The organism is Curtobacterium sp. MCJR17_043 (genome assembly GCF_003224315.2).
Lineage (GTDB): Bacteria > Actinomycetota > Actinomycetes > Actinomycetales > Microbacteriaceae > Curtobacterium.
This window is the reverse complement of the sequence record NZ_CP126259.1, coordinates 1-24,036: the sequence shown is the minus strand read 5'-3', so window position 1 is coordinate 24,036 and position 24,036 is coordinate 1. Positions and strand designations below refer to the sequence as shown.

The window sequence follows — 24,036 nt, the reverse complement described above, 5'->3', positions numbered from 1 at the left end:
CCCGTGACGACCGACGAGCCTCCCGTGCTGCCCGCACTGCTGCGCCAGGAGCGCATCGTCGCGATCCTCGACGGCGCCCGCGGCATGGTCCGGACCGCTGACCTGGCCGCCGCGGTGGGGACGAGCGAGGTGACGGTCCGGCAGGACCTCGCCACCCTCGACCGGGAGGCCCGGATCCGCCGGGTGCACGGCGGTGCGGTCCGCCTCGGGGCCGGCTCACGCGAGCGTCCGCTCGAGGTGACGGCCGTCGAGAACAGCACCGCGAAGGCCGCGATCGGCCGGGCCGCAGCTGACCTCGTGCGCTCCGGGCAGTGCATCGTCCTCGACGTCGGGACGACCCCGGCGGCCGTCGCCGAGGCGCTCGTCGCACGCGAGGACCTCGTCGACCTGACCGTCGTGACGAACTCGCTCACCACCGCCCTTGCGCTCGAACGGGCGGTGCCGCGCTTCACCGTCGTCGTCACCGGTGGCACGCTCCGGCCCATGCAGCACTCGCTCGTCGCGCCCTTCAACGCCACCGTGCTGCCGATGCTGTCCGCCGACCTGGTGTTCCTCAGCGGGACCGGGCTGGACGTCGAGCACGGGCTGACGAACGTGAACCTGCCCGAGACCGAGGCGAAGCGGGTCCTCGCGGCGGCGGGCAGGCGTACCGTCGTGGTCGCGGACGGGTCGAAGTTCGGCCGGGCCGACATCGGCGTGGTCAGCACGCTGGAGGACGTCGACGTTGTCGTCACCGCGGGAGCCAGCGCGGACGCGGTCGACCGGATCCGGGCGGCCGGGGTCCACGTGGTGGTCGCGGACGGACCAGCGGGCGCGACCCGCACATCGGAGAGGAAGCAGCACCCATGAGCACAGCGGCACCCACCGGCGGTCAGTACCACCTGCGGCACGCGGGACCCGACGGCGTCGTCGAGGCCGTCGTCACCGAGGTCGCCGCCGGCATCCGCGAGTTGCGGGTCGCCGGGTTCGACCTCACCGAGCCCTTCCCCGCGAGCGAGGCCCCGGCCGGGGCGAACGGCATCGTCCTCGTGCCGTGGCCGAACCGCGTGGCCGGTGGCGTGTGGCAGCTGGACGGGGCGGCGCAGCAGCTCGACATCTCGGAGCCGAAGTACGGCAACGCTTCGCACGGGTTGCTCCGCTTCGCGCCGTACCGCGTCGTCGAGCAGACCGAGTCGTCGATCGAGCAGCAGGCGACGATCCACCCGCAGCACGGCTGGCCGTTCACCCTCGAGACGCGTGTGCACCACGAGCTCGTGGAGGACGGCATCCGCATCACCCACACGATCACGAACCGCTCCGGTCGCCCGGCGCCGTTCGCGGTCGGGTCGCACCCGTACCTCCGGGCCGGCGACACCCCGGCGGAGGACCTGGTGATCCGCCTCGACGCCGCGACCGCCTTCACGGTCGACGAGCGGAAGATCCCGAACGGCACCCGCCCGGTCGAGGGGACGGACGTCGACCTGCGCCAGGGGCTCCGTGCCGGTGACGCGGACCTGGACACGGCGTACACGGACGTGCAGCCGGACGCGGACGGCATCCGTCGGACGTCGCTGCACGGGCCCGAGGGCGACGGCGTCGAGCTGTGGCAGGACGCGTCGTTCCCCTACGTGCAGGTCTTCACGTCCCGCGAGTTCCCCCCGCGGTGACGGGAAGGGGCTCGCCGTGGCGGTCGAGCCCATGACCGCACCCGCGGACGCGCTCAACTCGGGGGGAGGGGTTGCGGTGGCTCAAGGCCGACGAGACGTGGACCGGCTCGTGGGGGGATCCGACGCGTCTGGTCCTGACCGGGGTGACGCGATCGGCCTGGCCGGCCGGTCGCTTGCGGCGGTCGGGTCAGGCTCGACGCATCCGCAGGGCCTCGACCGCGAGTGACTCGCTCGGGTAGCGGCCGATCTCCTGCGCCCATGCCGGGTCGTCACCGCGCAGCGCGAGGAAGTCCTTGCGCTGTCGGCAGACGTACCCGAGGACGGCGGTGCCGGTCGCGACCTCGGCGAAGTCGGCACGGATGTGCCGGATGCTGACCTTCGCGTTGCGTCGGAGGGTGTCCAACAGGAGCTCGTCGCTCATGCTCGTCCCGGTGGCGGCGGCGAGCTCCACGAGGCGGCGCGCGTCACCGGTGGAGCTGGTCTGCGTGGCGTCGATGGGCTCGATCACGGTGTACCCCGTTCGGTGTGGTTCGTTCAGTGCTGACGTCCCGCGGTGAGCGGAACGAGAACGACCATATCCGGGTGAATCCAACAGACTGCTGAGCGGGGCACCGATGTGGACAGTGCGGCGACCAAGGATCACCTGGGGGGCGAGCTGTACCCCGGGATCAGCTCGCCTGCGAGAGGTCCCACACGGGCGGGACGTAGGCGCGGGACCATCCCTCGCGGAGACGCGTCACGGCTCGGTCGAAGGACTCGAGCAGGTCCATCTCCGGACGGACCATCGACTGCAGCTGCAGGCCCTCGTACGTGGCGATCAGCTGCTCGGCACCGCGAGCCGGCTCCATCGTGTGCGGTTCGCGGCCGACGGTGATGTCCTGCACGAGGGACTCCTGCACGAAGCTCTGGAACCGGCGCCACCGGCTGTGCAGCATCGGCGCGAGCGGGTGGTTCGGTGCCGCGGCGATGTTCAGCATCGCGGTGAGGAACCGCATGAGCGACGGGTCTTCGATGTTCTTCATGACGATCGCGCGGAGGAACCGGACCGTGCCCAGCTCGGCGGCGATCGGCATCAGCCCCGTCGTGCGCTGATCGTTCCACCGGTCGATGCTCGCGAGGAGGAGGCCGTCCCAGCTCGGGAACGAGCCGGTCATCGTCTCGACGCTCATCGAGGCCTCTGCGGCGACGCGAGCGGGGGGTGACCTCGTGCAGGGGCAGTTCGTGGAGTACGCGGATCATCGCATCGACGATCTGGGTGCGGGTGAAGACGTCGTCGTGCTGTGCGGAGTCCATGGTGGCGCTGGGCATGACAGCACCACACCACAGGCGCGCTGCGGCGTGGTACCCCCCACAACGAGCATCATGTCCCGTTCGCGAGACGGGCGCGGACCCCAGAACGGGGCGGCACGGTCGGACGGGAGGCGACGAGGAGGTGGGCCCCGTGGGGCTCGAACCCACGACCCTCGGATGAAGAGGGCGGTGGGCGTCCCGACCAGAGGTGGGCCCCGTGGGGCTCGAACCCACGACCCTCGGATGAAGAGGGCGGTGGGCGTCCCGACCAGAGGTGGGCCCCGTGGGGCTCGAACCCACGACCCTCGGATGAAGAGGGCGGTGGGCGTCCCGACCAGAGGTGGGCCCCGTGGGGCTCGAACCCACGACCCTCGGATTAAAAGTCCGGTGCTCTACCAACTGAGCTAGAGGCCCTCGCGACCAAGGGTATCGGGAGAGCAGCGCCTACACTGTCGCGGTGCCTCGTGAACACCACCGACCCGTCCAGTTCACCGACGCCGAGTTCGCCGCCATCCAGGGCGGTGAGGACCCGGCGCTGGTGAACCGCGTCGCGCACGACACGGCGAACGCGCTCCTCCACCGCGTGCGGGAGGACCCGGACCCCGCCGTCGTCGAGCGGCTGGTCACGTACACGGACGTGCACGGCATCGACGCGATCGCCGAACTGTGGGCCCGCGTCGGCGCACACACCCTGCCGGGTGCGCTCTGGCGCATCTACCTGGTGCGGACCGTCATCCGGCAGAACCCCGAGGAGATCGCCTACCTCTTCGAGCGCGGCACGCAGCTCATCGGCACGATCGACCAGGCCGTGGCGGGTGCCGAGGAACCGACCGGCCCGGCGGAGATCCTCACCCTGTCCGACCGGATCCTGCACGGGTTGTACACGGGCGACTTCGCGGTGGCGCTCGAGCGCGGGGCCGCGTTCGCGCGGCTGACCGCCGCGGGGGGCGACCTCGGTCGCGGATGATTCGGACCGCACGGCCCAGGAGCGGGCATCGGCGCTGACGACGCGCGCGTACCGGCTCGCGGAGCTGGCCGAGGACCTGTCCGCCGCTGCGGCGCTGTGGCGTCGCGACAGCCTGGACTGACCACCCTCCGACAAGCCGCCTGGTCACTGCGTCGTCGGACTGCACGGTGACGGACACGAGCACCGTTCGGCGGTCGAGACGTCCGTCAGGACGCCGCCGCGTCGGGCGGACGCGGGTCACCCGGGTCCGAGCCCGGACATGAGAAGACCGGGCCGCAGAAGCGCCTCTCGGCGCGAGGCCGCTCGGAGCGGCGAATATTGGAGCCCGGGGCTTGCTGCGGCCCGGCGAGATCAAGTGTACGAGACACCTCCCCGTCCGTACCCAGGTGTTCACTCTGGGGGGGGACAGATCCGCGACCGCGCGCGCCGTGGACAGCGCTCCGGGTCCGCTCGCGCTCCCAGCCCGCAACCGGTCGCGGTGCCGCGCTCGCACCCCGTGGCGGTGCCCGGTCCGCACCCACTCGCGGTGCCCAGCCCGCGCCCACCCGCGGTGCCCGGCCTGTTGCCGCATCCGGGCCTCCCGTCAGCACCCGTGACCGGACCTTCCGTCAGCACCCGTATCCGGGCCTGCATCGGACGCGTCGGCGCGGTGCGGCCGACGCCCGTCCAGAGCACGCCGACCACCGCCGCGGCGCCCGCAAGACTGTCCGCCGACCGCAGCGGACATCCCAAGCGATCCTGACCCAAACCGACGGCGCGAGGGTGCCGAATCATCAGCGTGACCGTCGCACGACGATCACACGAGGTCCCCGTGCGACCCGGGCCCGCTCCCGGGTCAATTCCCTGTGGGTCGCACGGGGCCTCGGCACCTGAACACGGCACCACCCGCGTAGCGACCGCTGCGTCACCCGATCCGAACGGGACCCGACTGATGACCACCGCGACCGCCGTCGCCGAGCGCACTGTCCAGTGCGCGCGGAGGACGCCGTCCACCCGGGAAGGAGGAAAACCTGCAATGCTCACTCTCGTGGAAGGCGACATGGATGGTTGGACTCCCGCCGCCCCGGAACCGGTGTCGGCGGACGACCTGCTCATCCGGGTCGCGACCGGCGACCAGGCTGCGTTCTCCGACCTGTACGACGAGCTGTCCGGCCGGGTCCTCGGACTCGTGACGCGGCTCCTCAAGGACCGGGCGCAGTCGGAAGAGGTCACGCAGGAGGTCTTCCTCGAGGTCTGGCAGCAGGCCACGCGCTTCGACCAGGCCCGCGGCAGTGCCGCCAGCTGGGTGCTGACGATGGCGCACCGCCGAGCGGTCGACCGGGTGCGGGCATCGCAGTCCTCCCGCGACCGGGACACGAAGATCGGCATCCGCGACTTCGAGACGGACTTCGACTCCGTTTCCGAGTCGGTCGAGATCCGACTCGAGCACGAACGCGTCAGCCGGGCGCTCTCCCGACTCACCGAGTTCCAGCGGCAGGCGGTGCAACTCGCCTACTACGGCGGCTTCTCGCACAGCGAGATGGCCGAGCGACTCGGGGTGCCGATCGGCACCGTCAAGACCCGTCTCCGCGACGGGATGATCCGACTCCGTGACGAGATGGGGGGTGAACTCATGACCGAACGACACGACGACCCGGAGCTGATGACCGGCTCCCACGCCCTCGACGCGCTCAGTGACGAGGAGCGCCACTCGGTCGAGCAGGCCCTCCGCACCGCTCCCGAACTCCGACTCGAGGCCGACTCGCTGCGCGAGACCGCCCTCGCCCTCGCCTACGCCGTGCCCCCCGGTCACGCCCCGCGCCGACCTCAAGGCCTCGCTCATGGCGAAGATCGCCCAGACGCCGCAGCTGCCGGCGCTCGATCAGTCAGCTTCCGACGAGGAGGGCATCGTCGAGCCCGTCCAGGAGGCCCGGCCCGCGCCCGTCGCCGACCTCGCTTCCGACTCCGGTCGCGCCGCGACGAAGGCCCGCGCCCGCTGGTTCCAGCGTCCCGCGGCCGCCCTCAGCGCCGCCGCCGCCGTGGCCGTCGTCTTCCTCGGTGTCGGCCTCGGCGTCGGCCCGTCGCTCTTCTCGGACGACGGCGGCGCCCCCCGCCACCACGCAGGCTGCCTCCGGCCTCGACCAGATCTACGCGGCGCCGGACTTCCAGCGCAGCTCGGCGAAGGTCAAGGGCGGCGGGACCGCCACGGTCGTGTGGTCCGGGCAGCTCGGGCGCTCCGCGGTCATCCTCGACGGGGTCAAGGCCGCGCCGAAGGGCAAGACCTACGAGCTCTGGTACATCGGCTCGCAGGAGTCCGGCGGCACCATCGAGGCAGCCGGGCTCATGCACGACGTCGACGGCGGCGTTCGGTCAGCGGTGCTCCGCGGCACCATGGTCGCCGGTGACACGATCGGCATCACGGTCGAGCCGGCGGGCGGGTCGGACCAGCCGACCTCCGAGCCGGTCGTGGCCGTGCCGACGTCGGAGGCCTGAGCGCCCGCGCACCTGCGCCACGGACGGGAGGCTCCCCACCAGCTGGTGCGGAGCCTCCCGTCCGTTCGTGGTGCGGCCGGTCCGCCGAGCGGCGAGACGCCGCCAGGCACGCGAGACGCTGCCGAGTGGGTCGGACGCCGCCGGGTGAGCCGGACTCCGCCGGGTGAGCCGGACGCCGCCGGGCGCTGGACGCCGCCGAGTGCGCCAGACGCTCCGGAGTGGGCCGGACGCCGCCGAGTGGGCCGGACGCCGCCGAAAACGGCGGCGCTTCGCTGCGCTCGGGGGGCGTCTCGTACGGACGGGGGCGTGCCGTGCAGACGCGGGCGTCCCGTGGGGACGGCGTCGTGCAGACGGGGCGTGCCGCGCAGACGGGGGGCGTCGCGTGGGGACGGGGCGTGCCGCGCAGACGGGGGGCGTCGCGTGGGGACGGGGCGTGCCGCGCAGACGGGGGGCGTCGCGTGGGGACGGGGCGTGCCGCGCAGACGGGGGGCGTCGCGTGGGGACGGGGCGTGCCGCGCAGACGGGGGGCGTCGCGTGGGGACGGGGCGTGCCGCGCAGACGGGGGGCGTCGCGTGGGGACGGGGCGTGCCGCGCAGACGGGGCGTCGTGTGGGGACGGGGCGTGCCGCGCAGACGGGGCGTCGTGTGGGGACGGGGGGCGTCGAGTGTCGACGGGGGGCGTGCCGCTCAAACGGGTGTGTCTCGTGGGACGCAGGGCCCGGGCCTGTGGACGCAACGACAGGAGGCCCGGTGCCGTCCGTGGCGGACGTGCACCGGGCCTCCCGGCTGGTGGTCAGCGGACCGACCGGCGGCTGATCACCCGAAGCGACCCGAGACGTAGTCCTCGGTCGACTTGACGGACGGGTTCGAGAAGATCGTGGCGGTGTCGTCGAACTCGATGAGGTGACCGGGCTGACCGGTGCCCGCGATGTTGAAGAACGCGGTCTTGTCGCTGACGCGCGAGGCCTGCTGCATGTTGTGGGTCACGATGACGATCGTGAAGTCCTTCTTCAGCTCCTCGATGAGGTCCTCGATGGCGAGGGTGGAGATCGGGTCGAGCGCTGAGCACGGCTCGTCCATGAGGAGCACGTCCGGCTGCACGGCGATCGCGCGGGCGATGCAGAGACGCTGCTGCTGACCACCGGACAGGCCCATGCCGGGCTTCTCGAGGCGGTCCTTGACCTCGTTCCACAGGTTGGCACCCTGCAGCGAGCGCTCGACGATGTCATCGGCCTCGGACCGCGAGATGCGCTTGTTGTTCAGCTTGACGCCGGCCAGCACGTTGTCCTTGATGGACATCGTCGGGAACGGGTTCGGGCGCTGGAAGACCATGCCGACCTGACGACGGACGATGACCGGGTCGACGCCGGGGGCGTACAGGTCGTCGCCGTCCACCTTGACCGAACCCTCGACGTACGCACCGGGGATGACCTCGTGCATGCGGTTCAGGGTGCGGAGGAAGGTCGACTTGCCGCAGCCGGACGGGCCGATGAAGGCGGTGACGGTGCGGGGCTCGATCGTCATGTCGACGCCCTCGACGGCCTTGAACTTCGAGTAGTAGACGTTGAGGCCGTCGACCTCGATGCGCTTGGACACGTGGATCCTTCTGGTTGGGTGGTCGAACCGCCGGGGCGGGAAGTCGGGTGGAGGGGGGATGCCGGTGTCCCGCGCTAGCGCGGGAGCTTCGGGGCGAAGAGGCGGGTGATGAAGCGGGCGAGCAGGTTGAGCACCATCACGATGAGGATGAGGAGCAGCGCTGCCGTCCAGGCCCGGTCGACGAACGGCACCGGGTTGGCGCCCTGCTGCGAGTACTGCGTGTACGCGAACACCGGCAGCGTCATCATCGGGTCCCCGAACAGGTCGTAGTTCATGCTCGAGGTGAAGCCGGCCGTGACGAGCAGCGGCGCGGTCTCGCCGATGACGCGGGCGATCGAGAGCATCACACCGGTCGTGATGCCGGCGAGGCTCGTGGGGAGCACGACCTTCACGATCGTGAGCCACTTCGGGACACCGAGCGCGTACGAGGCTTCGCGGAGTTCCATCGGCACGATCTTCAGGACCTCCTCGGTGGAGCGCACGACGATCGGGATCATCAGCACCGCGAGGGCGATCGAGCCCACCAGGCCGAAGCGCGAGCCCGGGCCGAGGATCAACGCGAAGAGCGAGTAGGCGAAGAGGCCGGCGACGATCGACGGGATGCCCGTCATGACGTCGACGAAGAACGTGATCCCTCGGGCGAGCGGACCCTTGCCGTACTCGACCAGGTAGATGGAGGTCAGGAGGCCGATCGGCACGCTGATGAGCGCTGCGAAGAGCGTGATCTCCAGGGTGCCGACGAGGGCGTGGACCGCGCCGCCGCCCTCGGAGATGACCCCGCGCATCGAGTACGAGAAGTACTGGGCGTCGAAGCGGGCCAGGCCCTTCGCGAGCACCGTGTAGAGCAGGGAGATCAGCGGCAGCACCGCGATCACGAAGGCGGTGACGACGAGCGAGGTGATGAGCCGGTCGACGGCCTTCCGCCCACCCTCGACGATCCGGGAGAGGACGACGATGAGGACGTCGAACAGGACCGTGCCGAGGAAGACCGCGGCCACGATGTTGAAGTCCTCCGTGGCGCCGCTGGCGGCGAGCAGGGCGAACACCAGGCCGAGGGCGACCCAGCTGCCGATGAGGAGCAGCCACGGGACGGACTTGTGGAGCTTCCCGTTGGCGAAGACGTTGCCGGCGGGCTGACGGAGTGCGAGGGACATCGGGGTGCGACCTTTCCCGTCAGGAGACTCGCTTGCGGACGATGTACCGCGCGAGCATGTTGATGACCAGGGTGATGACGAAGAGGATCAGGCCGGAGGCGACCAGGGCGTTGAGCGCAGTCCCCGAGGCCTCGGCGAACTGCAGCGCGATGTTCGCCGCGATGGTCGACGGGTTGAGCGACCCGATCAGGTTGAAGGTGATGTTCGTCGACACCGACAGGACCAGCGCGATCGCCATCGTCTCGCCGAGTGCACGACCGAGCCCGAGCATGATCGCGGACACGATGCCGGACTTGGCGAACGGCAGGACCGACATCCGGATCATCTCCCAGCGCGTCGCGCCGAGGGCCAGGGCCGCTTCCTCGTTCAGGGTCGGCGCCTGCAAGAAGATCTCGCGCATGACGGCGGTCATGATCGGGATCGCCATGACCGCGAGGACGATCGACGCGGTGAGGATGGTGCGCCCGGTCCCGGAGACCTGACCGGAGAACAGCGGGATCCAGCCGAAGTGCTCGTTGAGGAACTCGTAGAACGGGCGGACGAACCGTGCCAGCACCACGATGCCCCACAGTCCGTAGACGACCGACGGGACCGCGGCCAGCAGGTCGATGACGTACCCGAGCACCGGTGCCAGGCGGCGCGGCGCGTAGTGCGAGATGAAGAGCGCGATGCCGAGCGACAGCGGCACGGCCATGACGAGCGCCAGGAACGCCGACCACACCGTGCCGAAGACGAGCGGGCCGACGTAGTCCCAGAAGTTCGCGGCGTCGTTCGGCAGGTCGCCGGCCTTCGCCGAGAACGCAGGGAGGCTCTGCCAGATGAGGAACGCCGCGACGAGCGCGAGGACGAAGAGGATGAGACTGCCCGCCACGACGGAGGCGGTGGAGAACACCCGATCGCCGATGCGGACGACGGCCTTGGGCTTCGACGGGGTGGCGGTGTCCTGGTCTCGGACCGGTGCGGTCGTCATGGAGCTCCTGTCGGAGGATCGCGTCGGGGTGAGCGCGAGGGTTCGGGGGGAGAGGTGGTTCGTGGGGATCGCGACGGGCGCGGAGGCGGCTCGCGTCGGGACGGGCGAGAGCCCGGACGCCGGTCAGGTGGGTGGGACCGGCGTCCGGGCGCGAGCGGGACTTACTTGATGGAGGCGACCGCCGCTGCGGCCTTCTCCGCGAGGTCGGACGACAGGGCGGCCGACTTGGCCTCCGTCGCCGCGGCCTTCTGCGCGTCCTCGGACACGACGTAGCCGAGGTACGCCTTCACGAGGTCGGCCTTGTCCTTGTCCTCGTACTCCTGGCACGCGATGGCGTAGGAGACGAGCACGAGCGGCCAGGCACCCTCAGCGGTGTCCTTGCGGTCGATGTCGATCGCGAGGTCGTTCTCCTCGCGGCCCGTGGCGACGTCGGAGTCGGCGACGACCTGGGCAGCGCCCTCGGCCGAGAGCTCGGTGGCCGTGTCGCCGACCATGAGCTTGGCCTTGTCGAGGTCACCGGCGCCGGAGTCGTCGATGTAGGTGATCGCGTTCGAGGCGCCCTGCATCGCCGAGGCCACACCGGAGGTGCCCTTCGCGCTGTCGCCGACCTCGTACGGGAAGGTCTGGCTGGGCTCTTCGGTCCACACGTCACCGGCGTTCGCGGAGACGTACTCGGAGAAGTTCTGTGTGGTGCCCGAGTCGTCCGAACGGTGGACGACCGTGATGTTCGAGTCCGGCAGGTCGACACCGTCGTTCAGCGCGGCGATCTCGTCGTCGTTCCACTTGGTGATCTTGCCGGAGAAGATGCCCGCGATGCTCTTCGCGTCGAGGGTGAGGTCCGAGACGCCGTCGACCTTGTAGGCGATCGCGATCGGGGAGATGTAGACGGGGATGTCGATGCCCTTGGAGTCCGCGGCGCAGTTCTTGAACTCGCCGGAGAGCTCCTCTTCCTTCAGCGCGGCGTCGGAGCCGGCGAAGTCAGCGGCACCCGACATGAAGTTCTCGCGCCCGGCACCGGAGCCGTCGGGCGTGTAGTTCACCGTGACGCCGGAAGCCTGCTCCTGGAAGCCGGCGGCCCAGGTGGCCTCGGCGGTCTGCTGCGCGGAGGAGCCCGAGCCGGTGAGGGTGCCGGAGAGCTTCGAGTAGTCGACACCCGAGGCGGCGGAGGGCGACGACGATCCGCCGTTGCCCGCGTCCTCGTTCGCCGCGCAGGAGGAGAGCACGACGGCGCCGGCGATCGCGATTGCCGCGACCGAGCCGATTCGCTTGATGTTCACAGGGGTCCCTTCGGGAGGTGAGTGCAGTGGGACCGCTGTGTGGTCCCCGGGCCGGTGCTGACCCGGGAGCGACTGTAGGGACGAGAGGTGACCGGGATGACGCTCTCCGGTGAACGGGAGGTGAACGCGGGGTTCACCCGGTGCGGGTCGGCGGACGCGGGTCGGCGTGCACGGGCAGGATCAGGGGCACGCTGCCCTCCGGCCGGGAGGCTCGGGGGGACACCGCGGGCCTGTCACCGGCTGAGGTGGGTCCCGATGGTCGGCGTCCGTGCCGGACGCGGGTCCTGCCATGCTGATCTCTTCGGCTTCCCGACGGCCCGGCCGGGTGGCAGCCCGTGCTGACGGACGGCTGGTTCCAGGCTGCCCGTCCTGTCGGACGGCCCGGTTCCGGGTCATCCGTCCTGACGGGCTGCACGTCCTGGCGGTGGCCGGGCCGCCGGACGGCCGGGCTCGCCGATCGGGCGGCGGACTCCTCGCTGACGGGCTGCTCGGGCCTTTCGTCAGGCGCTGACGGTGTTGCGGTGCGTCTCGACCGCGACGAGCTTGCGGCCGGCGATGTGCATGACGGCGAAGTCCCCGACCGAGAGCATGGCGGCCCGGCGGAGGTCGAACCGCGCCCGGTCGTCGGCGGTGTCGTTCGCGATCCGGGAGATGATGTCCGGCAGCACGGGGCCGTGCGAGCACAGCACCGCGGACTTGCCCTTGTCGAGGCGTTTCCGTACGACGCCCTTGACGTCGGCGGTGCCACGTTCGTGCGCGTCCTGACTGATGTCGGCGGTGTTCGAGACGCCGAGCTTCGTCCTGGAGGACAGCGGCTCGACGGTCGCGAGGCACCGCGCGGCAGTGCTGCTGACGATCTTCTTCGGACCGAACGCCGCGACCGGCGCCGCCACGGACTTCGCCTGTGCCCGTCCGACCGGCAGGAGGGGGGCGGGTCGCATCGGGCCCGTCCCAGTCCGAACCGGGGACGGTCTTCGCGTGCCGCAGGGCGATCAGGGCGAAGGTGTCGTGCTCGCCTGCCGCCGCGCGCTCGGCGAAGCGCTCGAGGATCGCGACGTCCCGCTCGTAGGTGAGCCGCGCGCGGGCGTCGTCGATCGACACCCACTCGACGGCGGCCACCTCGTCGTTCGGGCGGAAGACCCCCGCCCGCTCGAACTCCTTCCGGCTCACCCGCGCCGACCAGTAGTGCACGACCTTGTCGCGTCCGCTGGGCAGGACGTACTCGGCGCGACCGAGGGGAGCGCCGAGGTGTACGCGGTACCCGGTCTCCTCGTCGATCTCGCGGACCGCTGCTTCCGGCACGCTCTCGCCCGGGTCGACCTTGCCCTTGGGGAACGAGACGTCCTTGTGGTGCTCCCGGTGGATGAGGAGCACGAGCGGGACGCCGTCCTGCTCGCGCCACACCACGGCCCCGGCCGCGACGACCGGGCCTGCCTGCCCTCCACTCACCGCGTCGAGCGCTTCCGCGCCGAGATCGTCCGCATCTGCACGTTCTGGGCGTCGTCGAGCGGTCGACCGTCCTCGTCCGTCGAGCGGCGGGTCCATTCGCCGTCCGACTCCAGGTGCCACGAACTGGTGGTCTCGGCCATCGCCAGGTCGAACATCCCCTGGACCTCGTCGATGTGCGCGGGAGCGGTGAGCCGCACCAGGGCTTCGACGCGACGGTCGAGGTTGCGGTGCATCATGTCTGCGCTGCCGATGAAGACGACCGGGTCGCCGTCGTTGTGGAACGCGAAGGCCCGGGAGTGCTCCAGGTACCGTCCGACGATGCTCCGGACGCGGATGGTCTCGCTGACCCCTTCGAGTCCGGGCTTCAGCGAGCAGATCCCGCGGACCCAGACGTCGACGGGGACACCGGCCTGGCTCGCCAGGTAGAGCGCGTCGATGATCTGCTCGTCGACCATCGAGTTGACCTTGATGCGGATGCCCGAGGGCTTCCCGTCGCGGGCGTTCTGCGCCTCTGTCTGGATGCGCTTGACCAGCCCCTTCCGCAGGTGCAGCGGCGCGACCAGCAGTCGCTTGAACTTCTTCTCGATGGCGTAGCCCGACAGCTCGTTGAACAGGCGCGTCAGGTCCTTGCCCACCGTGTCGTCCGCGGTGAAGAGGCCCATGTCCTCGTAGATCCGCGAGGTCTTCGGGTTGTAGTTGCCCGTGCCGATGTGGCTGTAGTGCTTGAGCGTCCCGCCCTCCTGGCGGATGACGAGCACCAGCTTGGAGTGCGTCTTCAGCCCGACCAGGCCGTAGACGACGTGCACGCCGGCCTTCTCGAGCTTGCGGGCCCACGTGATGTTGTTCTGCTCGTCGAAGCGCGCCTTGATCTCGACCAGGGCGAGGACCTGCTTACCGGCAGCTGCGGCGTCGATGAGGGCCTCGACGATGGGGGGAGTCGCCCGACGTGCGGTACAGCGTCTGCTTGATCGCGAGGACGTTCGGGTCGGCTGCGGCCTGCTCGAGGAACGCCTGCACGCTGGTCGCGAAGGACTCGTACGGGTGGTGGACCAGGACGTCGCGCGCGGCGATCGCGCGGAACAGGTCGGGCTTCGTGTTCGGTTCGCCCGGCTGGAACTGCACCGGGGTCGTCGGGACGTGACGCGGGTAGTGCAGGTCGGGACGGGCGATCTTGGCGATCTCGAACAGCCCGCCGAGGTCGAGCGGCGACGGCAGGCGGTAGACCTCCTGCTCGGTGATGTCGAGTTCGCGCACCAGGAGGTCGAGCGTCACCGGGTCCATGTCCTCGGTGATCTCGAGCCGGATCGGCGGACCGAAGCGACGGCGGAGGAGCTCTCGCTCGAGTGCTTGGATGAGGTTCTCGGCCTCGTCCTCCTCGATCTCGACGTCCTCGTTGCGGGTGATGCGGAACACGTGGTGCTCGAGGACCTCCATGCCCGGGAACAGGTCCGGCAGGTGGTTCGCGATGAGGTCTTCGAGGGGGGATGAAGCGCAGCCGCCCCGAGTTGTCGTCCGGGAGCTTGATGAAGCGCGGGTAGTTCTGCGGCACCTTGAGGCGCGCGAACTCCTGCCGCTGCGACTTCGGGTTGCGCACCCGCACCGCCAGGTTGAGCGAGAGGCCGGAGATGTAGGGGAACGGGTGTGCCGGGTCGACTGCGAGCGGCATGAGCACCGGGAAGATCTGCTCGCTGAAGTACTCACGCATCCGCAGGCGGTCGTCCTCGCCCAGGTCGGACCAGTGCTCGACGTGGATGCCGGCGGCGTCGAGGTCGGGCTTGAGCGACCCGATGAAGGCGTTGGCGTGCCGTTCCTGCAGCTCGTGCGCCTTCATCGCGATGTCGCGCAGGACGTCGCTCGGCGCGCGACCGACGTTGGTGGGGACCGCGATGCCGGTGTCGATGCGGCGCTTCAGGCCGGCGACGCGGACCATGAAGAACTCGTCGAGGTTCGACGCGAAGATCGCGAGGAAGTTCGCACGCTCGAGCAGCGGCTGCGTCCGGTCTTCACCGAGCTCGAGCACGCGCTGGTTGAAGCGGAGCCAGCTGAGCTCACGGTCGAAGTACCGGTCCGAGGGCAGCGACTCGTGCTCGATCTCCACGACCTCGTCGAAGTCGTCGAGGTCGTTCGCGACGGAGTCGCCGTCCAGCTGCGGTTCGGTGTCCATGGCCACATCCTGCCACCAGCACCCTGCACCGGGAGCGGCCCGGGTTGCGCCTGTGGAGACAGAGGGTGAACGGGCAGTCGTCGGGACGGCGGATCAGCTGTGCACAGGAGGGTACGAGCGGGTGGACGACTCGGTATGGTGGTGCGCGTCAGAGCCTCCGGGGGGATCTTCTGCGCGGGGGGTGCAGGTACGAAGAGAAGAGGGGTTCACCATGTCGCGTGTGCTTTCGACCGAGCAGGCGAAGACCGCCATCCGTCAGATCCAGTCCATCGTGAACGGTGGGTTCACGGACCAGATCTCGCAGCTCGATGCGCAGGGGCGCATCCTGTCCGACTCGAACGTGTGGGACGGCCCGTTGGCGTCGAACTTCCGTGGTTCGACGTGGCCGGAGACCAAGGCTGCGCTGGACAAGGCGAAGACGGAGCTCGAGCAGCTCCGCACGCAGCTCGACAAGATCTCGCAGGACATCTTCACCGCGGGTGGCGGCGCGTAACACCGACCGACAACGCCCGGGTCGTCGACTGGTTCGACGGCCCGGGTTCCCGCGTTCGACGCGGACCATCACGACCAGCACCACTTCTTCCGGGGGGGACGACAACCGTGTCAGGACAGCTGCACGCCAACACCGATCCGATCGAGTTCGACGACGCCACCGCTGATGCGCTCGCCAGCGCCATGCGCGGCGCGGCGAGTGCGATCGACGGTCAGATCGGGAGTCGTCAGTCGTACGTGTCGACGGCCTCGCAGGAGTTCCGCGGCCACTTCTCGCAGCTGTTCACCGAGAACGCGACGATCGCGAAGAGCGACGGTACGACCCTCTCAGACCTGATGCGCACGGTCGCGGGGTGGGTCGACCAGATGAAGAAGCTCGCCGCAGAAGAACGCGAACGGCGTCGCCAGGCCCGTGAGTGGCAGGAGCAGCAGGCTGAACGCAACGGGTTCGAGAAGTGGTGGGACGACACGTTCGGCACCGGGAACCCGCCGGACATCGAGAACAAGCCCGCGCCTCCGTTCGGCCCCGCGGAGATGCAGCCGAAGCCGAGGCAGACGCCTTCCCCGGGTTCCGGCGGCGGCGGGGGCGGGACGTCGTCCGCGAAGCCGGAAGACCTCCGGTCCTTCGCCACGGGCTCGGCGTCGTTGAACTCCGAGCTGTCCGGGAAGCCCGGGCTGCTCCGGGGCAAGCTGTCCGACTTCGCGTCCCTGTGCTCCTGGGGCACGATCAACGCGGACGGGCTCGTCACCGGCTTCGAGCGGTGGCTCGCAGCCAACGACCAGGACGTCGCCTGGGCGAAGACCATCGCCGACGCCTTCGCCGCCGCCGGGGGTGAAGGCGCGGTCTCGACCGTGTCCGACGCAGCGCTCGGCGCAGCTCTGCAGGCCGCGGGCGTGTCGGCCAACCGGACCGACCTGCAGATCGATCCGCCCACCGCCTACGGCGCGCAGCCGACGACCGGTTACTCGATGGACCCGGTCAACACGACGACCGGCAACTTCCTCGAGCCAGAGCTCGACCTCTCCTTCGACGGCGCATCCGCGTCCCTCAGGGTCTCGCGCATGTACAACTCCCTCGACCAGCGGGTCGGGGTCTTCGGCCCGGGGTGGGCGTCCGTCCTCGAGACCCGCCTGCTCCTCGACGACGAGGGCGCGTCCTTCGTCGGTGCCGACGGCCGGCTCGTCCGCTTCCCCCGGGCCGGCACCGGTTGGGCGCGCGGCGTCGGCGAGAACCGGTGGCTCACGACGGAGGCAGACCTCCTGGTCGTGCGGGACAACGAGGGTGGTCGTATCGACTTCACCCCGACTGGTCTCTGGGTCGGCGAGAGCGCCGGACCCGGAACAGCCGTGGCGGTGGAACGGGACGCTTCCGACGCCGTCGTGCGTCTCCGCCACGAACGCGGTCGCTTCGTGGACATCGAGTACGTCGACGGTCGTGTCGCCGTGCTGCGGGCCTCCGACGGACGTCGGGTGGAGTACGGGTACGACGACCGAGGGCGCCTGGTCTCGGCCGCGACCCCGCTCGGGACCAGGACGTACGGCTGGGACGAGGACGACCTCATCGTGACGGTCACGAGTGCCGACGGCGTGCTCGAGGTCGACAACGTGTACGACGCGCAGCGTCGTGTCGTCGAGCAGACCAGCCCGCACGGCCGCCGAGTCCGGTTCGCCTACCTCCCCGGCCGCGTGACCGTGGTCTCCGACCAGGACGGGACGCGTTCGAACGCCTGGATCGCGGACCCGAAGGGTCGACTCGTCGGGATCATCGACTCGGATGACCGTCGACAGTCGATGAGCTACGACCCGCACGGCAACCTCGTGTCAGCGACGGAACGCGACGGTTCGGTCACCGTGCACGCCTACGACGCGCGAGGCCGCCGTACGCGGACGGTCACGCCGACCGGTGGGGACCTGACGTACGGCTACGACGACGCCGACCGCGTCACGACCGTGGTCACGGAGAGCGGCAGCGTCGTCACGTACGAGTACGACGGTGACGAGCGTGACCCGTCGGTCGTCATCGACCCGATGGGCGGACGAACCGAACTCACGTGGGACCACGGCCTGCTCCTCCGGGTCGTCGACCCCACCGGTGTCACGCTCAGCCTCGACCACGACGCGTCGGGCGAGCTCGTCGCCGTGACCAACGCTGCCGGGCACGTCGCACGGATCGAGCGGGACGCCGCCGGTCACGCCGTCGCGACCATCAGCCCCACCGGCGCCCGCACGGAGTACCGCTACGGTGCCGCCGGTCAGGTCGTCGCTCGCCGTGACCCCGACGGCGCGACGTGGACGGTCGAGTACACCGCGGGTGGACGCGTCAGCGCCGTGACCGACCCGATCGATGCGCGGACCGTCCTCGCCTACGGGGCGGACGGTGAACTCGCCTCCACGACCGACGCGCTCGGACGGACCACCCGCCGGACCTACGACGACCAGGCCAACCCGCTGCAGGTCACCCTGCCGAGCGGCGCGTCCTGGACCTTCGCGCACGACGCCTTGTCGCGCCTCCAGTCCGTCGTCGACCCCACCGGCGCAGTGTGGCGCCGGGAGTACGGGGTCAACGGCGACCTGCACGCCGTGACCGACCCCACCGGAGTCCGCAAGGAGTTCTCGGAGGACCCGGCCACTGGCATCTCCACGTTGTCGGACGCGTTCGCGACGACCACCGTCCGGTCCGACGAGTTCGGACGGCCCGTCGAGGTGACGTCCGACGAGACCGGTTCCGAACTCGTGACGTACGACGCTTGTGGCCGACCGGTCGAGCTGGTGGACGGTGAGGGTGGCCTCACCCGTATCGAGCGCGACCCGAGTGGCCGGATCAGCGCGATCACGTCGCCGAGCGGTGGGCGGACGACCTACGAGTACGACGCCTGTGGCCGGCCTTCGGCCGCCACCGACCCACTCGGGGCGCGGACGACGATCACCTACGACGCAGACTCACGGGTCGTCGCGCGGATCTTGCCGACGGGTGACGTCGAGCGCATCGAGTACGACGTCGTCGGACGCGTCGTCGCGCGGACCGCACCCGGAGAAGGAACGGCTCGCTACCGCTGGGACGCGGCCGGGAGGCTCGTCTCCGTCCACGACGCACGTCACGGTCGACGTCGGTTCCGCTACGACGCCGCGGGCCAGCTCGTCGAGGCCGAGAACGGCCTGGGCGGAGTGACCGCCTACACGTACGACGCCGACGGGCGCCTGACCAGCGCGACCGACCCGGTGGGTGGTGTCACCCGGTACGCCTACGACGCTGCCGGACGGCTGATCGGCATCACGGATCCGTTGGGCAGGACGACCACCGCACGACTCGACGACGCCGGTCGCCGCATCCAGCAGACGGACCCCGACGGCGGGGTCGTCGAGTGGGCGTACGACGCAGCAGGACGTGAACAGCGGATCTTTGTGGACGGCGCCCTCGTGGCGGAGACCGCGCACGACAGAGCTCGACGGACCGTCGTCGTCACCGACCACACGCGTGGCCCTGGTCGGGACATCGAGCACGAGCTGTGCTTCGACCGGCGGGGTCTGCTCGTCCGGCGGAGCCGGGGCGGGCAGGCGATGTCCTGGGAGTACGACGTCGACGGCCGTCGTGCTGCCCGTACGGACCCCGACGGCAACCGCACGACATGGCGCAGGGACGCCGCCGGCCGCGTCGTCGGCGTCGAACGGGAAGGACTCGCGCCCGCCGCGTTCACCCTGGACACCCTCGGGCGCATCGTCCAGGCCTCGACCGGTGACGTCGTCCAGTCGTGGTCGTACGAGCGCGGGTCGCTCGTCGAACACACCGTGACCACGCCGGAGGGTGGCACGACGACCCGCATCGACCACGACGAGGACGACCGCATCGCGGCGATCACCGGCGCGGACGGTCACCGGACCTACGTCCACGACGCCGCGGCGCAACTCGTCAGCGCACTCGACGACGGCGGCCGTGGTCGGACCTGGCGGTACGACGCAGCAGGACGCCTCGTCGCCGAGACCGTCGACGATGCGGAACTCCGGCACGAGTACGACGCTGCCGGGCAACTCGTCGCCACCACCGGTGCTGACGGTGCGCGGACCGAGTACGTGCACGACGGACTCGGACGGCGCGTCCGGCGGACTGCTCCGGACGGTTCGACCACCGAGTACGCCTGGTCGGACCTCGGGTTCCTGGCCGGAGTCTTCGAGCGGGACGCGACGTACGACGAGACCGGCCGGCTCGAGGTGTGGACCGACGCTCTGGGCGAGGTCGCGGAAGTCGGAGGAGTCGACACCTGGTGGGACACCGCAGCAGGTGTCCCGGTCCTGACCTCGGTCGGCGCGACGCCGGTGCTGGAAGCCCCGGGCGGGATCCTCGCCGTCGACGGGAGCTGGACAGCAGGGAACTGGCGCGGGGCGCGTGCGACCGACGCGACCGATCCCTGGGCGCTCCTCGCATCGACGAGCGGGATCGACGGCGGCGCTGCGCTGCCGTCCGGAGTCGGGCTGACCCCGGGCGGAAGCCTGAGCATCGGGGGGGATGGAGTGGCTCGGGGCACGGGTGTACGACCCCGTGGCGAAGGGCTTCCTGTCGACGGACCCGCTCGCGCCGGTCGTCGGAGCTGGGTGGTCGGGGAACCCCTACTCGTACGCGGGGAACGACCCGCTGCACGCGGTCGACCCGCTCGGGCTGCGGCCGGCGACGGACAAGGACCTGCAGGCGTACCGGGATGCGCACCAGGGCGGTCTCAAGGACTGGGCGGATGAGCACGCCGACGAGATCGCAGCTGTGGCGGTCGGCGTCGGGATCGGGCTGACGATCGCGTCGATGGTGACCCCGGTCGGGCCAATCGTCGCGATCGCGATGGCGGCTGGTGCAGGAGCCGCCCTCTCCGGCGGGCTTTCGATCCAGTCGAACAAGGGAGCTGACGGCAGGGTTGATTGGGGTGCGGTCGGATTGGACACCGTGATCGGGGGGAGTCGCCGGGGCGGTCGGCGGTGGCGCCGCGGCGAAGCTTGCACAGTGGGCTCCGAAGATCACGCAAGCCGTCACGCCGCAGATTGCTCGGATCTCGCAGCCTGCCCTCCGCCAAGCAGCGACCACAGCCATTGGCTCGACAGGTCGGGCTGCCGTTGCGTCGGGGCTTTCGGGGGGCAACGTCGAACGTCGGGAGCTATGCGATCGACCCGCAGATCACTGACAAGAGCGCCTTGGGGTACGTAAATGCCGCCGCGACTGGGTTCGGGGTGGGCGCAGGAACGAGCGTTGCATCAAGCGCTCTCAGCCCTCTCGTCTCGAAGCTGCCGATCGGCCCGGATGTCCCCGAAGGATGGGTCGGACATGAGCTGCCCAGCGCCGTCTCGCGGTGGAACGCCGTGACGGGTGACATCACCGACCGCTTCGTCGGTGGGGTCGGTGCTGTCGTGAACGAGGCCGTCCGCCCGGGCGGAGACGGTGTCGCGCAGGACTTCGGCACAACGTTCTTCGGAGGTGCTGTGTCCGGCGGGGAGGGGCCGACGAAGCCCGTTCACTCCGCTGGCTGACAAACTGGACGCACGGGCGATCGTACCGAGTTCTTGGGAGACGTATTGGTGACTGCAGCGAGACGGAAGATGTCGAAGACCAAGGCATGGGTATTGTTCCTGCTCTGGGCTTTCCTGATCGTCTTCGTGAGTGCGTTCTTCCTCGCTGGCCCCGCGGTGCTTCGGTCATACGACAACGCGCACAACGTCACGTTGACCTGTGAGGTCTCCTCCGCGAAAGCGAGCACCGGTTCCACTCGCTCGGCGAAAGGGGTCGGCGCGTCCATCCCGCAAGTCGTCATCGAGTCGAGCGATTGCGGCAAGTTCGTGTTGCGCACCGGCGTCACTGCGGACAACAGCCGCGACGTTGCATCCAGGTTCGAGACCGGAGCTGAGTACGAGTTCGAGGCCGGGGATGGATCGCTCAAGGTGCGCGGTTTGTTGAAGCTGTTCGGGGCCTCGCCTGAGTTGCTCTCCTACCGTCGTGCTTGAAGCGAGTGGAGCGCTGCTCAGTCGAGGAGAAAGCGCTGAGCGACTCAGTAAGTCGGCCACCTTGGGGTGGCGACCGGGGTGGGACCAGGATCAATTCGTGATATTTTCGGGATCGGAACGGCACGATGAGTCCGAAGCTTGACTCTGGCACTTTCCAGCAGTCAAGTGCGCTCGTTTTGGCATCTGTTGCGGTACTGGCGGCAGTCTTGTTCCCCGTTATTTCCGTCGGTGATCGCGTTGGCGGCGTTCTCCCCGTCGCACTGACCGGTGCCGCTGGCGGTCTGATCTTCATCGGAGGGGTTTTTATCTCTGCCGCGCGAGCATCGGTACGCCGGTGCTGGTGATCTCGATGATTGCTCTGATGTTCATCAGTCGCCAGATCGGCGGAATCTGGTTGGTCCTCATCCCCAGCTACATCCTGAGTGCTTTCGGCAGCGCAGTGCTCGGAGGGCATCTCAGGTCTCTTCGTACTCGAGAGGCGACGAGGCGCTGATGTCTTGTTGCGCCGAGGTCGCCGCTTGGTCCGGCTTCCCATCCCCACCGGACGACACATCCAGAGCGGCGACCACGCCATGGCTCGGGACGTCGCCCGGTGAAGCACCGTCGTCGACCACGTCGCGGGAGGGGCGGGCGGCGTGGTGAACGACGTGCTCGTTCGGAAGGATCCACGAGACTATCTGCAGGACGGGATCAACGGCGCGATCTCTGGCGCGAGCGGACGAACAGGTCCGCTGCACCCAGTTCGCCGCTGATCCGAACGGCGAGGGGAACGACCATGGCGGTATTCACGAAGACCGATGCCAGTGGGAAGCCGAGTCGCTCGAAGCGACGTGATCGTCTCGTCGCGATCGGGATCCTCGTCCTGGTCGTCCTGGTCGTCCTGGTCGTCCTGGTCGTCCTGGTCCCAGTGCTCGTGATCTTCGTCGGCCCGATCACGCTGAAGGTCTACGACGCGGCTCATCGGGTCGAGGTGTCGTGCAAAGTGCTCTCGGCACGGATCGGCGTTGGTTCGTCGCACTCGGTCAGGGGCATCGGTTCATCGACCAATCAGGTCGTGATCGAGACTTCTGGCTGCGGGACGTTGACGTTGCGCTGGGGCGTGACGAGGGACAACAAAGAATCAATCACCGACGGCTTCGCGCCCGGGACGACGTGGAAGTTCAATGTCGGTGCAGGTTCGTACCGGCTGCACCCCTTCCTGAACACCATCCGTCAGGCGGTCTTCGTGCAGGACTTCCAACGAGCCTGAACCCTCGTCGTCCGCCGAGGGGTGACAGCCGACGACAGTTGGGGAAGATGCCTCATACGCAGCCACAAACCGCTGACGGACTGTTCAGTACGCAGCAGCAGGGTCGCTTTTTTTGGGGCTCGAATGCGTCCGGCGTCGCTGTCCGAGGTATCGGCGACGCTGCCTGGGAGATGTTCAGCGGCTGAGTCCACACCGTCGGCGACTAACGAGCCAGATGGCCCGGACGGCCCGGATCGCGGCAATCTGGAACTCAGGGATCGTGGTCGTATTCTTCGCCCTGCCCTGGCCCTGACCCTTGCATTTGGGATGCGTAGCGTCACCGACGGAGCCGCTGACTGAAGACGGCCGGGCGACGAATAAGGAATGGTGGGACCAGGGTGCCTGACGGTGTTCCTCCGACGAGGAGCACGAAGCGAAGGCGCGCGATCCGGGTTCTGGCGCTTCGCGCTCATGCCGATCATGATCCTGGTGGTGCAAGTCGGGGGCTCTGCCTGGGACCGGACACATCCGATCGCCGTGCGAGGCAGGGTCATCTCAGCAGAGGGCGGGGTGCGGTCATCCACCTCGGGGAGGGGCGTGGAGTGTCCTACGACCGGGTGGTGGTGCGCTCCGTCTGTCGCGGGGCGCTCGTCGTGCGAAGTGGAGTGACTGCGAAGAACCGCAATGTGATCGCACGGAAGTTCGAGCCGGGCAGCAGTACGAGTTCGAGATGGGAGAGGCGTCCTTCCGAAGCGTGCTTCGCGTCCTGCGAACTCCAGCGGTCGTGAAGGTGCACTAGCGCCGGACGCGGTGAACAGCGGAAGCGGGAAAGGTCAGCGGCGACGATTGGTGTTCGTCGTGGTGATTATGGTCATGCAGGCGAACGCAAGGTCGGTGTCCTGATCGACGACGTGCATGAGGCGCGTCGCTGAAGTCGACGGCAAGGGGAGTAACCGAGTAGAGGAGGAAACGTGGAGCTTTCCGGGCAGTCGATGGTCAGCGGGCGGAGGTTGTCGAGGCCGATGCGATGGTTGGTTTTGCTGCTCGTGATGGCGCTCTTCATGCTCGTGCTCTTCGTGTTCGCGATCGGGCCGGCGATGCTCGAGAACTACGACCGCGCACACATCACGACGATCAACTGCAAGGTGACGGCGGCCTACGCCGGCTCCGCTTCAAGTCGGTCGTTGCAGGGAGTTGGCACATCGTCCAACCAGGTGGAGTACCGGTCACCGGATTGTGGAACGCTTGTATTGAGTGGAGGGCTCACCGCCGAGGCAGCCGAGGAGAAAGCATCTGGAGTCGTGGGCGGGGGAGCGTTACGACGTCAAGATCGGTCAAGGGTCTGCACGCCTGCGG

General features: G+C 69.5%; 14 protein-coding genes, 1 tRNA gene and 5 pseudogenes. 10 read left to right on the top strand and 10 right to left on the bottom strand.

Features of this window, described 5'->3' with window-relative positions:
- The first annotated feature begins 3 nt into the window (after positions 1-3).
- A complete protein-coding gene (locus DEJ15_RS00090) occupies positions 4-849 on the top strand; it encodes a DeoR/GlpR family DNA-binding transcription regulator (RefSeq protein WP_110824146.1) in 846 nt (281 codons plus the stop codon).
- Positions 846-1,646: an aldose epimerase family protein gene (locus DEJ15_RS00085; RefSeq protein ID WP_284175336.1), complete on the top strand. Its 801-nt coding sequence runs from the start codon at positions 846-848 to the stop codon at positions 1,644-1,646. Before DEJ15_RS00090 ends, DEJ15_RS00085 begins: the two co-directional genes overlap by 4 nt.
- Before the next feature lie 187 nt (positions 1,647-1,833).
- Here DEJ15_RS00085 and DEJ15_RS00080 read toward each other — a convergent pair whose 3' ends face one another.
- The 3 genes from DEJ15_RS00080 to DEJ15_RS00070 form a co-directional block, all read right to left on the bottom strand.
- Positions 1,834-2,154: a hypothetical protein gene (locus DEJ15_RS00080; protein WP_110824144.1), complete on the bottom strand. Its 321-nt coding sequence runs from the start codon at positions 2,152-2,154 to the stop codon at positions 1,834-1,836.
- Positions 2,155-2,314: 160 nt separating this feature from the next.
- The gene (locus tag DEJ15_RS00075) at positions 2,315-2,815 is read right to left on the bottom strand and encodes a TetR family transcriptional regulator C-terminal domain-containing protein (protein ID WP_284175335.1); all 501 of its coding nucleotides are present in this window, start codon (positions 2,813-2,815) and stop codon (positions 2,315-2,317) included.
- 462 nt (positions 2,816-3,277) lie between these two features.
- Positions 3,278-3,350: transfer RNA gene (locus DEJ15_RS00070), tRNA-Lys, on the bottom strand.
- 43 nt (positions 3,351-3,393) lie between these two features.
- Between DEJ15_RS00070 and DEJ15_RS00065 the strand changes: the two are divergent.
- The 3 genes and pseudogenes from DEJ15_RS00065 (at position 3,394) to DEJ15_RS00055 (ending at position 6,375) form a co-directional block, all read left to right on the top strand.
- Positions 3,394-4,024 (top strand): annotated as a pseudogene (locus DEJ15_RS00065) (DNA-directed RNA polymerase subunit beta).
- An 894-nt stretch (positions 4,025-4,918) separates the two neighbouring features.
- A pseudogene (sigK, locus tag DEJ15_RS00060) lies at positions 4,919-5,506 on the top strand (ECF RNA polymerase sigma factor SigK); the annotation flags it as partial.
- Between the two features lie 434 nt (positions 5,507-5,940).
- Positions 5,941-6,375 carry an anti-sigma factor gene (locus DEJ15_RS00055; protein ID WP_502866131.1) on the top strand — a complete coding sequence of 145 codons (435 nt, stop codon included), beginning with the start codon at positions 5,941-5,943 and terminating at the stop codon, positions 6,373-6,375.
- 815 nt (positions 6,376-7,190) lie between these two features.
- Here the strand turns inward: DEJ15_RS00055 and pstB are convergent.
- The 7 genes and pseudogenes from pstB to DEJ15_RS00025 form a co-directional block, all read right to left on the bottom strand.
- Positions 7,191-7,970, bottom strand: coding sequence for a phosphate ABC transporter ATP-binding protein PstB (pstB, locus tag DEJ15_RS00050; protein ID WP_110824139.1), 780 nt, complete (start codon positions 7,968-7,970; stop codon positions 7,191-7,193).
- Between the two features lie 74 nt (positions 7,971-8,044).
- Positions 8,045-9,124, bottom strand: a complete 1,080-nt coding sequence (gene pstA, locus DEJ15_RS00045; RefSeq protein WP_110824138.1) for a phosphate ABC transporter permease PstA — start codon at positions 9,122-9,124, stop codon at positions 8,045-8,047.
- Between the two features lie 19 nt (positions 9,125-9,143).
- Positions 9,144-10,094 (bottom strand): phosphate ABC transporter permease subunit PstC, encoded by a 951-nt coding sequence (gene pstC, locus DEJ15_RS00040; protein ID WP_110824137.1) that lies wholly within the window; start codon positions 10,092-10,094, stop codon positions 9,144-9,146.
- A gap of 161 nt (positions 10,095-10,255) precedes the next feature.
- Positions 10,256-11,371, bottom strand: a complete 1,116-nt coding sequence (pstS, locus tag DEJ15_RS00035; protein ID WP_110824136.1) for a phosphate ABC transporter substrate-binding protein PstS — start codon at positions 11,369-11,371, stop codon at positions 10,256-10,258.
- A 500-nt stretch (positions 11,372-11,871) separates the two neighbouring features.
- Positions 11,872-12,312: a SixA phosphatase family protein gene (locus DEJ15_RS17160; RefSeq protein ID WP_349814760.1), complete on the bottom strand. Its 441-nt coding sequence runs from the start codon at positions 12,310-12,312 to the stop codon at positions 11,872-11,874.
- Between the two features lie 178 nt (positions 12,313-12,490).
- Positions 12,491-12,916: pseudogene (locus DEJ15_RS17155) on the bottom strand (NUDIX hydrolase); the annotation flags it as partial.
- Positions 12,817-14,984, bottom strand: a pseudogene (locus DEJ15_RS00025) (RNA degradosome polyphosphate kinase). The pseudogenes DEJ15_RS17155 and DEJ15_RS00025, both read right to left, overlap by 100 nt.
- A gap of 211 nt (positions 14,985-15,195) precedes the next feature.
- Between DEJ15_RS00025 and DEJ15_RS00020 the strand changes: the two are divergent.
- From DEJ15_RS00020 to DEJ15_RS00005, 5 genes and pseudogenes are all read left to right on the top strand, one after another.
- Entirely contained in the window at positions 15,196-15,477 is a 282-nt protein-coding gene (locus DEJ15_RS00020; RefSeq protein WP_110824133.1) for a pyrophosphorylase, read from the top strand.
- A 182-nt stretch (positions 15,478-15,659) separates the two neighbouring features.
- Positions 15,660-18,878: pseudogene (locus tag DEJ15_RS00015) on the top strand (DUF6531 domain-containing protein); the annotation flags it as partial.
- Positions 18,879-19,977: 1,099 nt separating this feature from the next.
- Positions 19,978-20,661 carry an RHS repeat-associated core domain-containing protein gene (locus DEJ15_RS17150; protein WP_349814759.1) on the top strand — a complete coding sequence of 228 codons (684 nt, stop codon included), beginning with the start codon at positions 19,978-19,980 and terminating at the stop codon, positions 20,659-20,661.
- A gap of 389 nt (positions 20,662-21,050) precedes the next feature.
- Positions 21,051-21,452: a hypothetical protein gene (locus tag DEJ15_RS00010; protein ID WP_110824131.1), complete on the top strand. Its 402-nt coding sequence runs from the start codon at positions 21,051-21,053 to the stop codon at positions 21,450-21,452.
- A 775-nt stretch (positions 21,453-22,227) separates the two neighbouring features.
- Positions 22,228-22,701, top strand: a complete 474-nt coding sequence (locus tag DEJ15_RS00005) for a hypothetical protein (protein WP_181419451.1) — start codon at positions 22,228-22,230, stop codon at positions 22,699-22,701.
- The last annotated feature ends 1,335 nt before the right edge of the window (positions 22,702-24,036 follow it).

Coding starts and splice junctions, on each gene's coding strand:
- DEJ15_RS00085 (WP_284175336.1), top strand. CDS start 846: ATGAGCACAGCGGCACCCACCGGCGGTCAGTACCACCTGCGGCACGCG.
- DEJ15_RS00075 (WP_284175335.1), bottom strand. CDS start 2,815: ATGAGCGTCGAGACGATGACCGGCTCGTTCCCGAGCTGGGACGGCCTC.
- pstA (WP_110824138.1), bottom strand. CDS start 9,124: ATGTCCCTCGCACTCCGTCAGCCCGCCGGCAACGTCTTCGCCAACGGG.
- pstC (WP_110824137.1), bottom strand. CDS start 10,094: ATGACGACCGCACCGGTCCGAGACCAGGACACCGCCACCCCGTCGAAG.
- DEJ15_RS17160 (WP_349814760.1), bottom strand. CDS start 12,312: ATGCGACCCGCCCCCCTCCTGCCGGTCGGACGGGCACAGGCGAAGTCC.
- DEJ15_RS00020 (WP_110824133.1), top strand. CDS start 15,196: ATGTCGCGTGTGCTTTCGACCGAGCAGGCGAAGACCGCCATCCGTCAG.
- DEJ15_RS17150 (WP_349814759.1), top strand. CDS start 19,978: ATGGAGTGGCTCGGGGCACGGGTGTACGACCCCGTGGCGAAGGGCTTC.
- DEJ15_RS00010 (WP_110824131.1), top strand. CDS start 21,051: ATGTCGAAGACCAAGGCATGGGTATTGTTCCTGCTCTGGGCTTTCCTG.
- DEJ15_RS00005 (WP_181419451.1), top strand. CDS start 22,228: ATGGCGGTATTCACGAAGACCGATGCCAGTGGGAAGCCGAGTCGCTCG.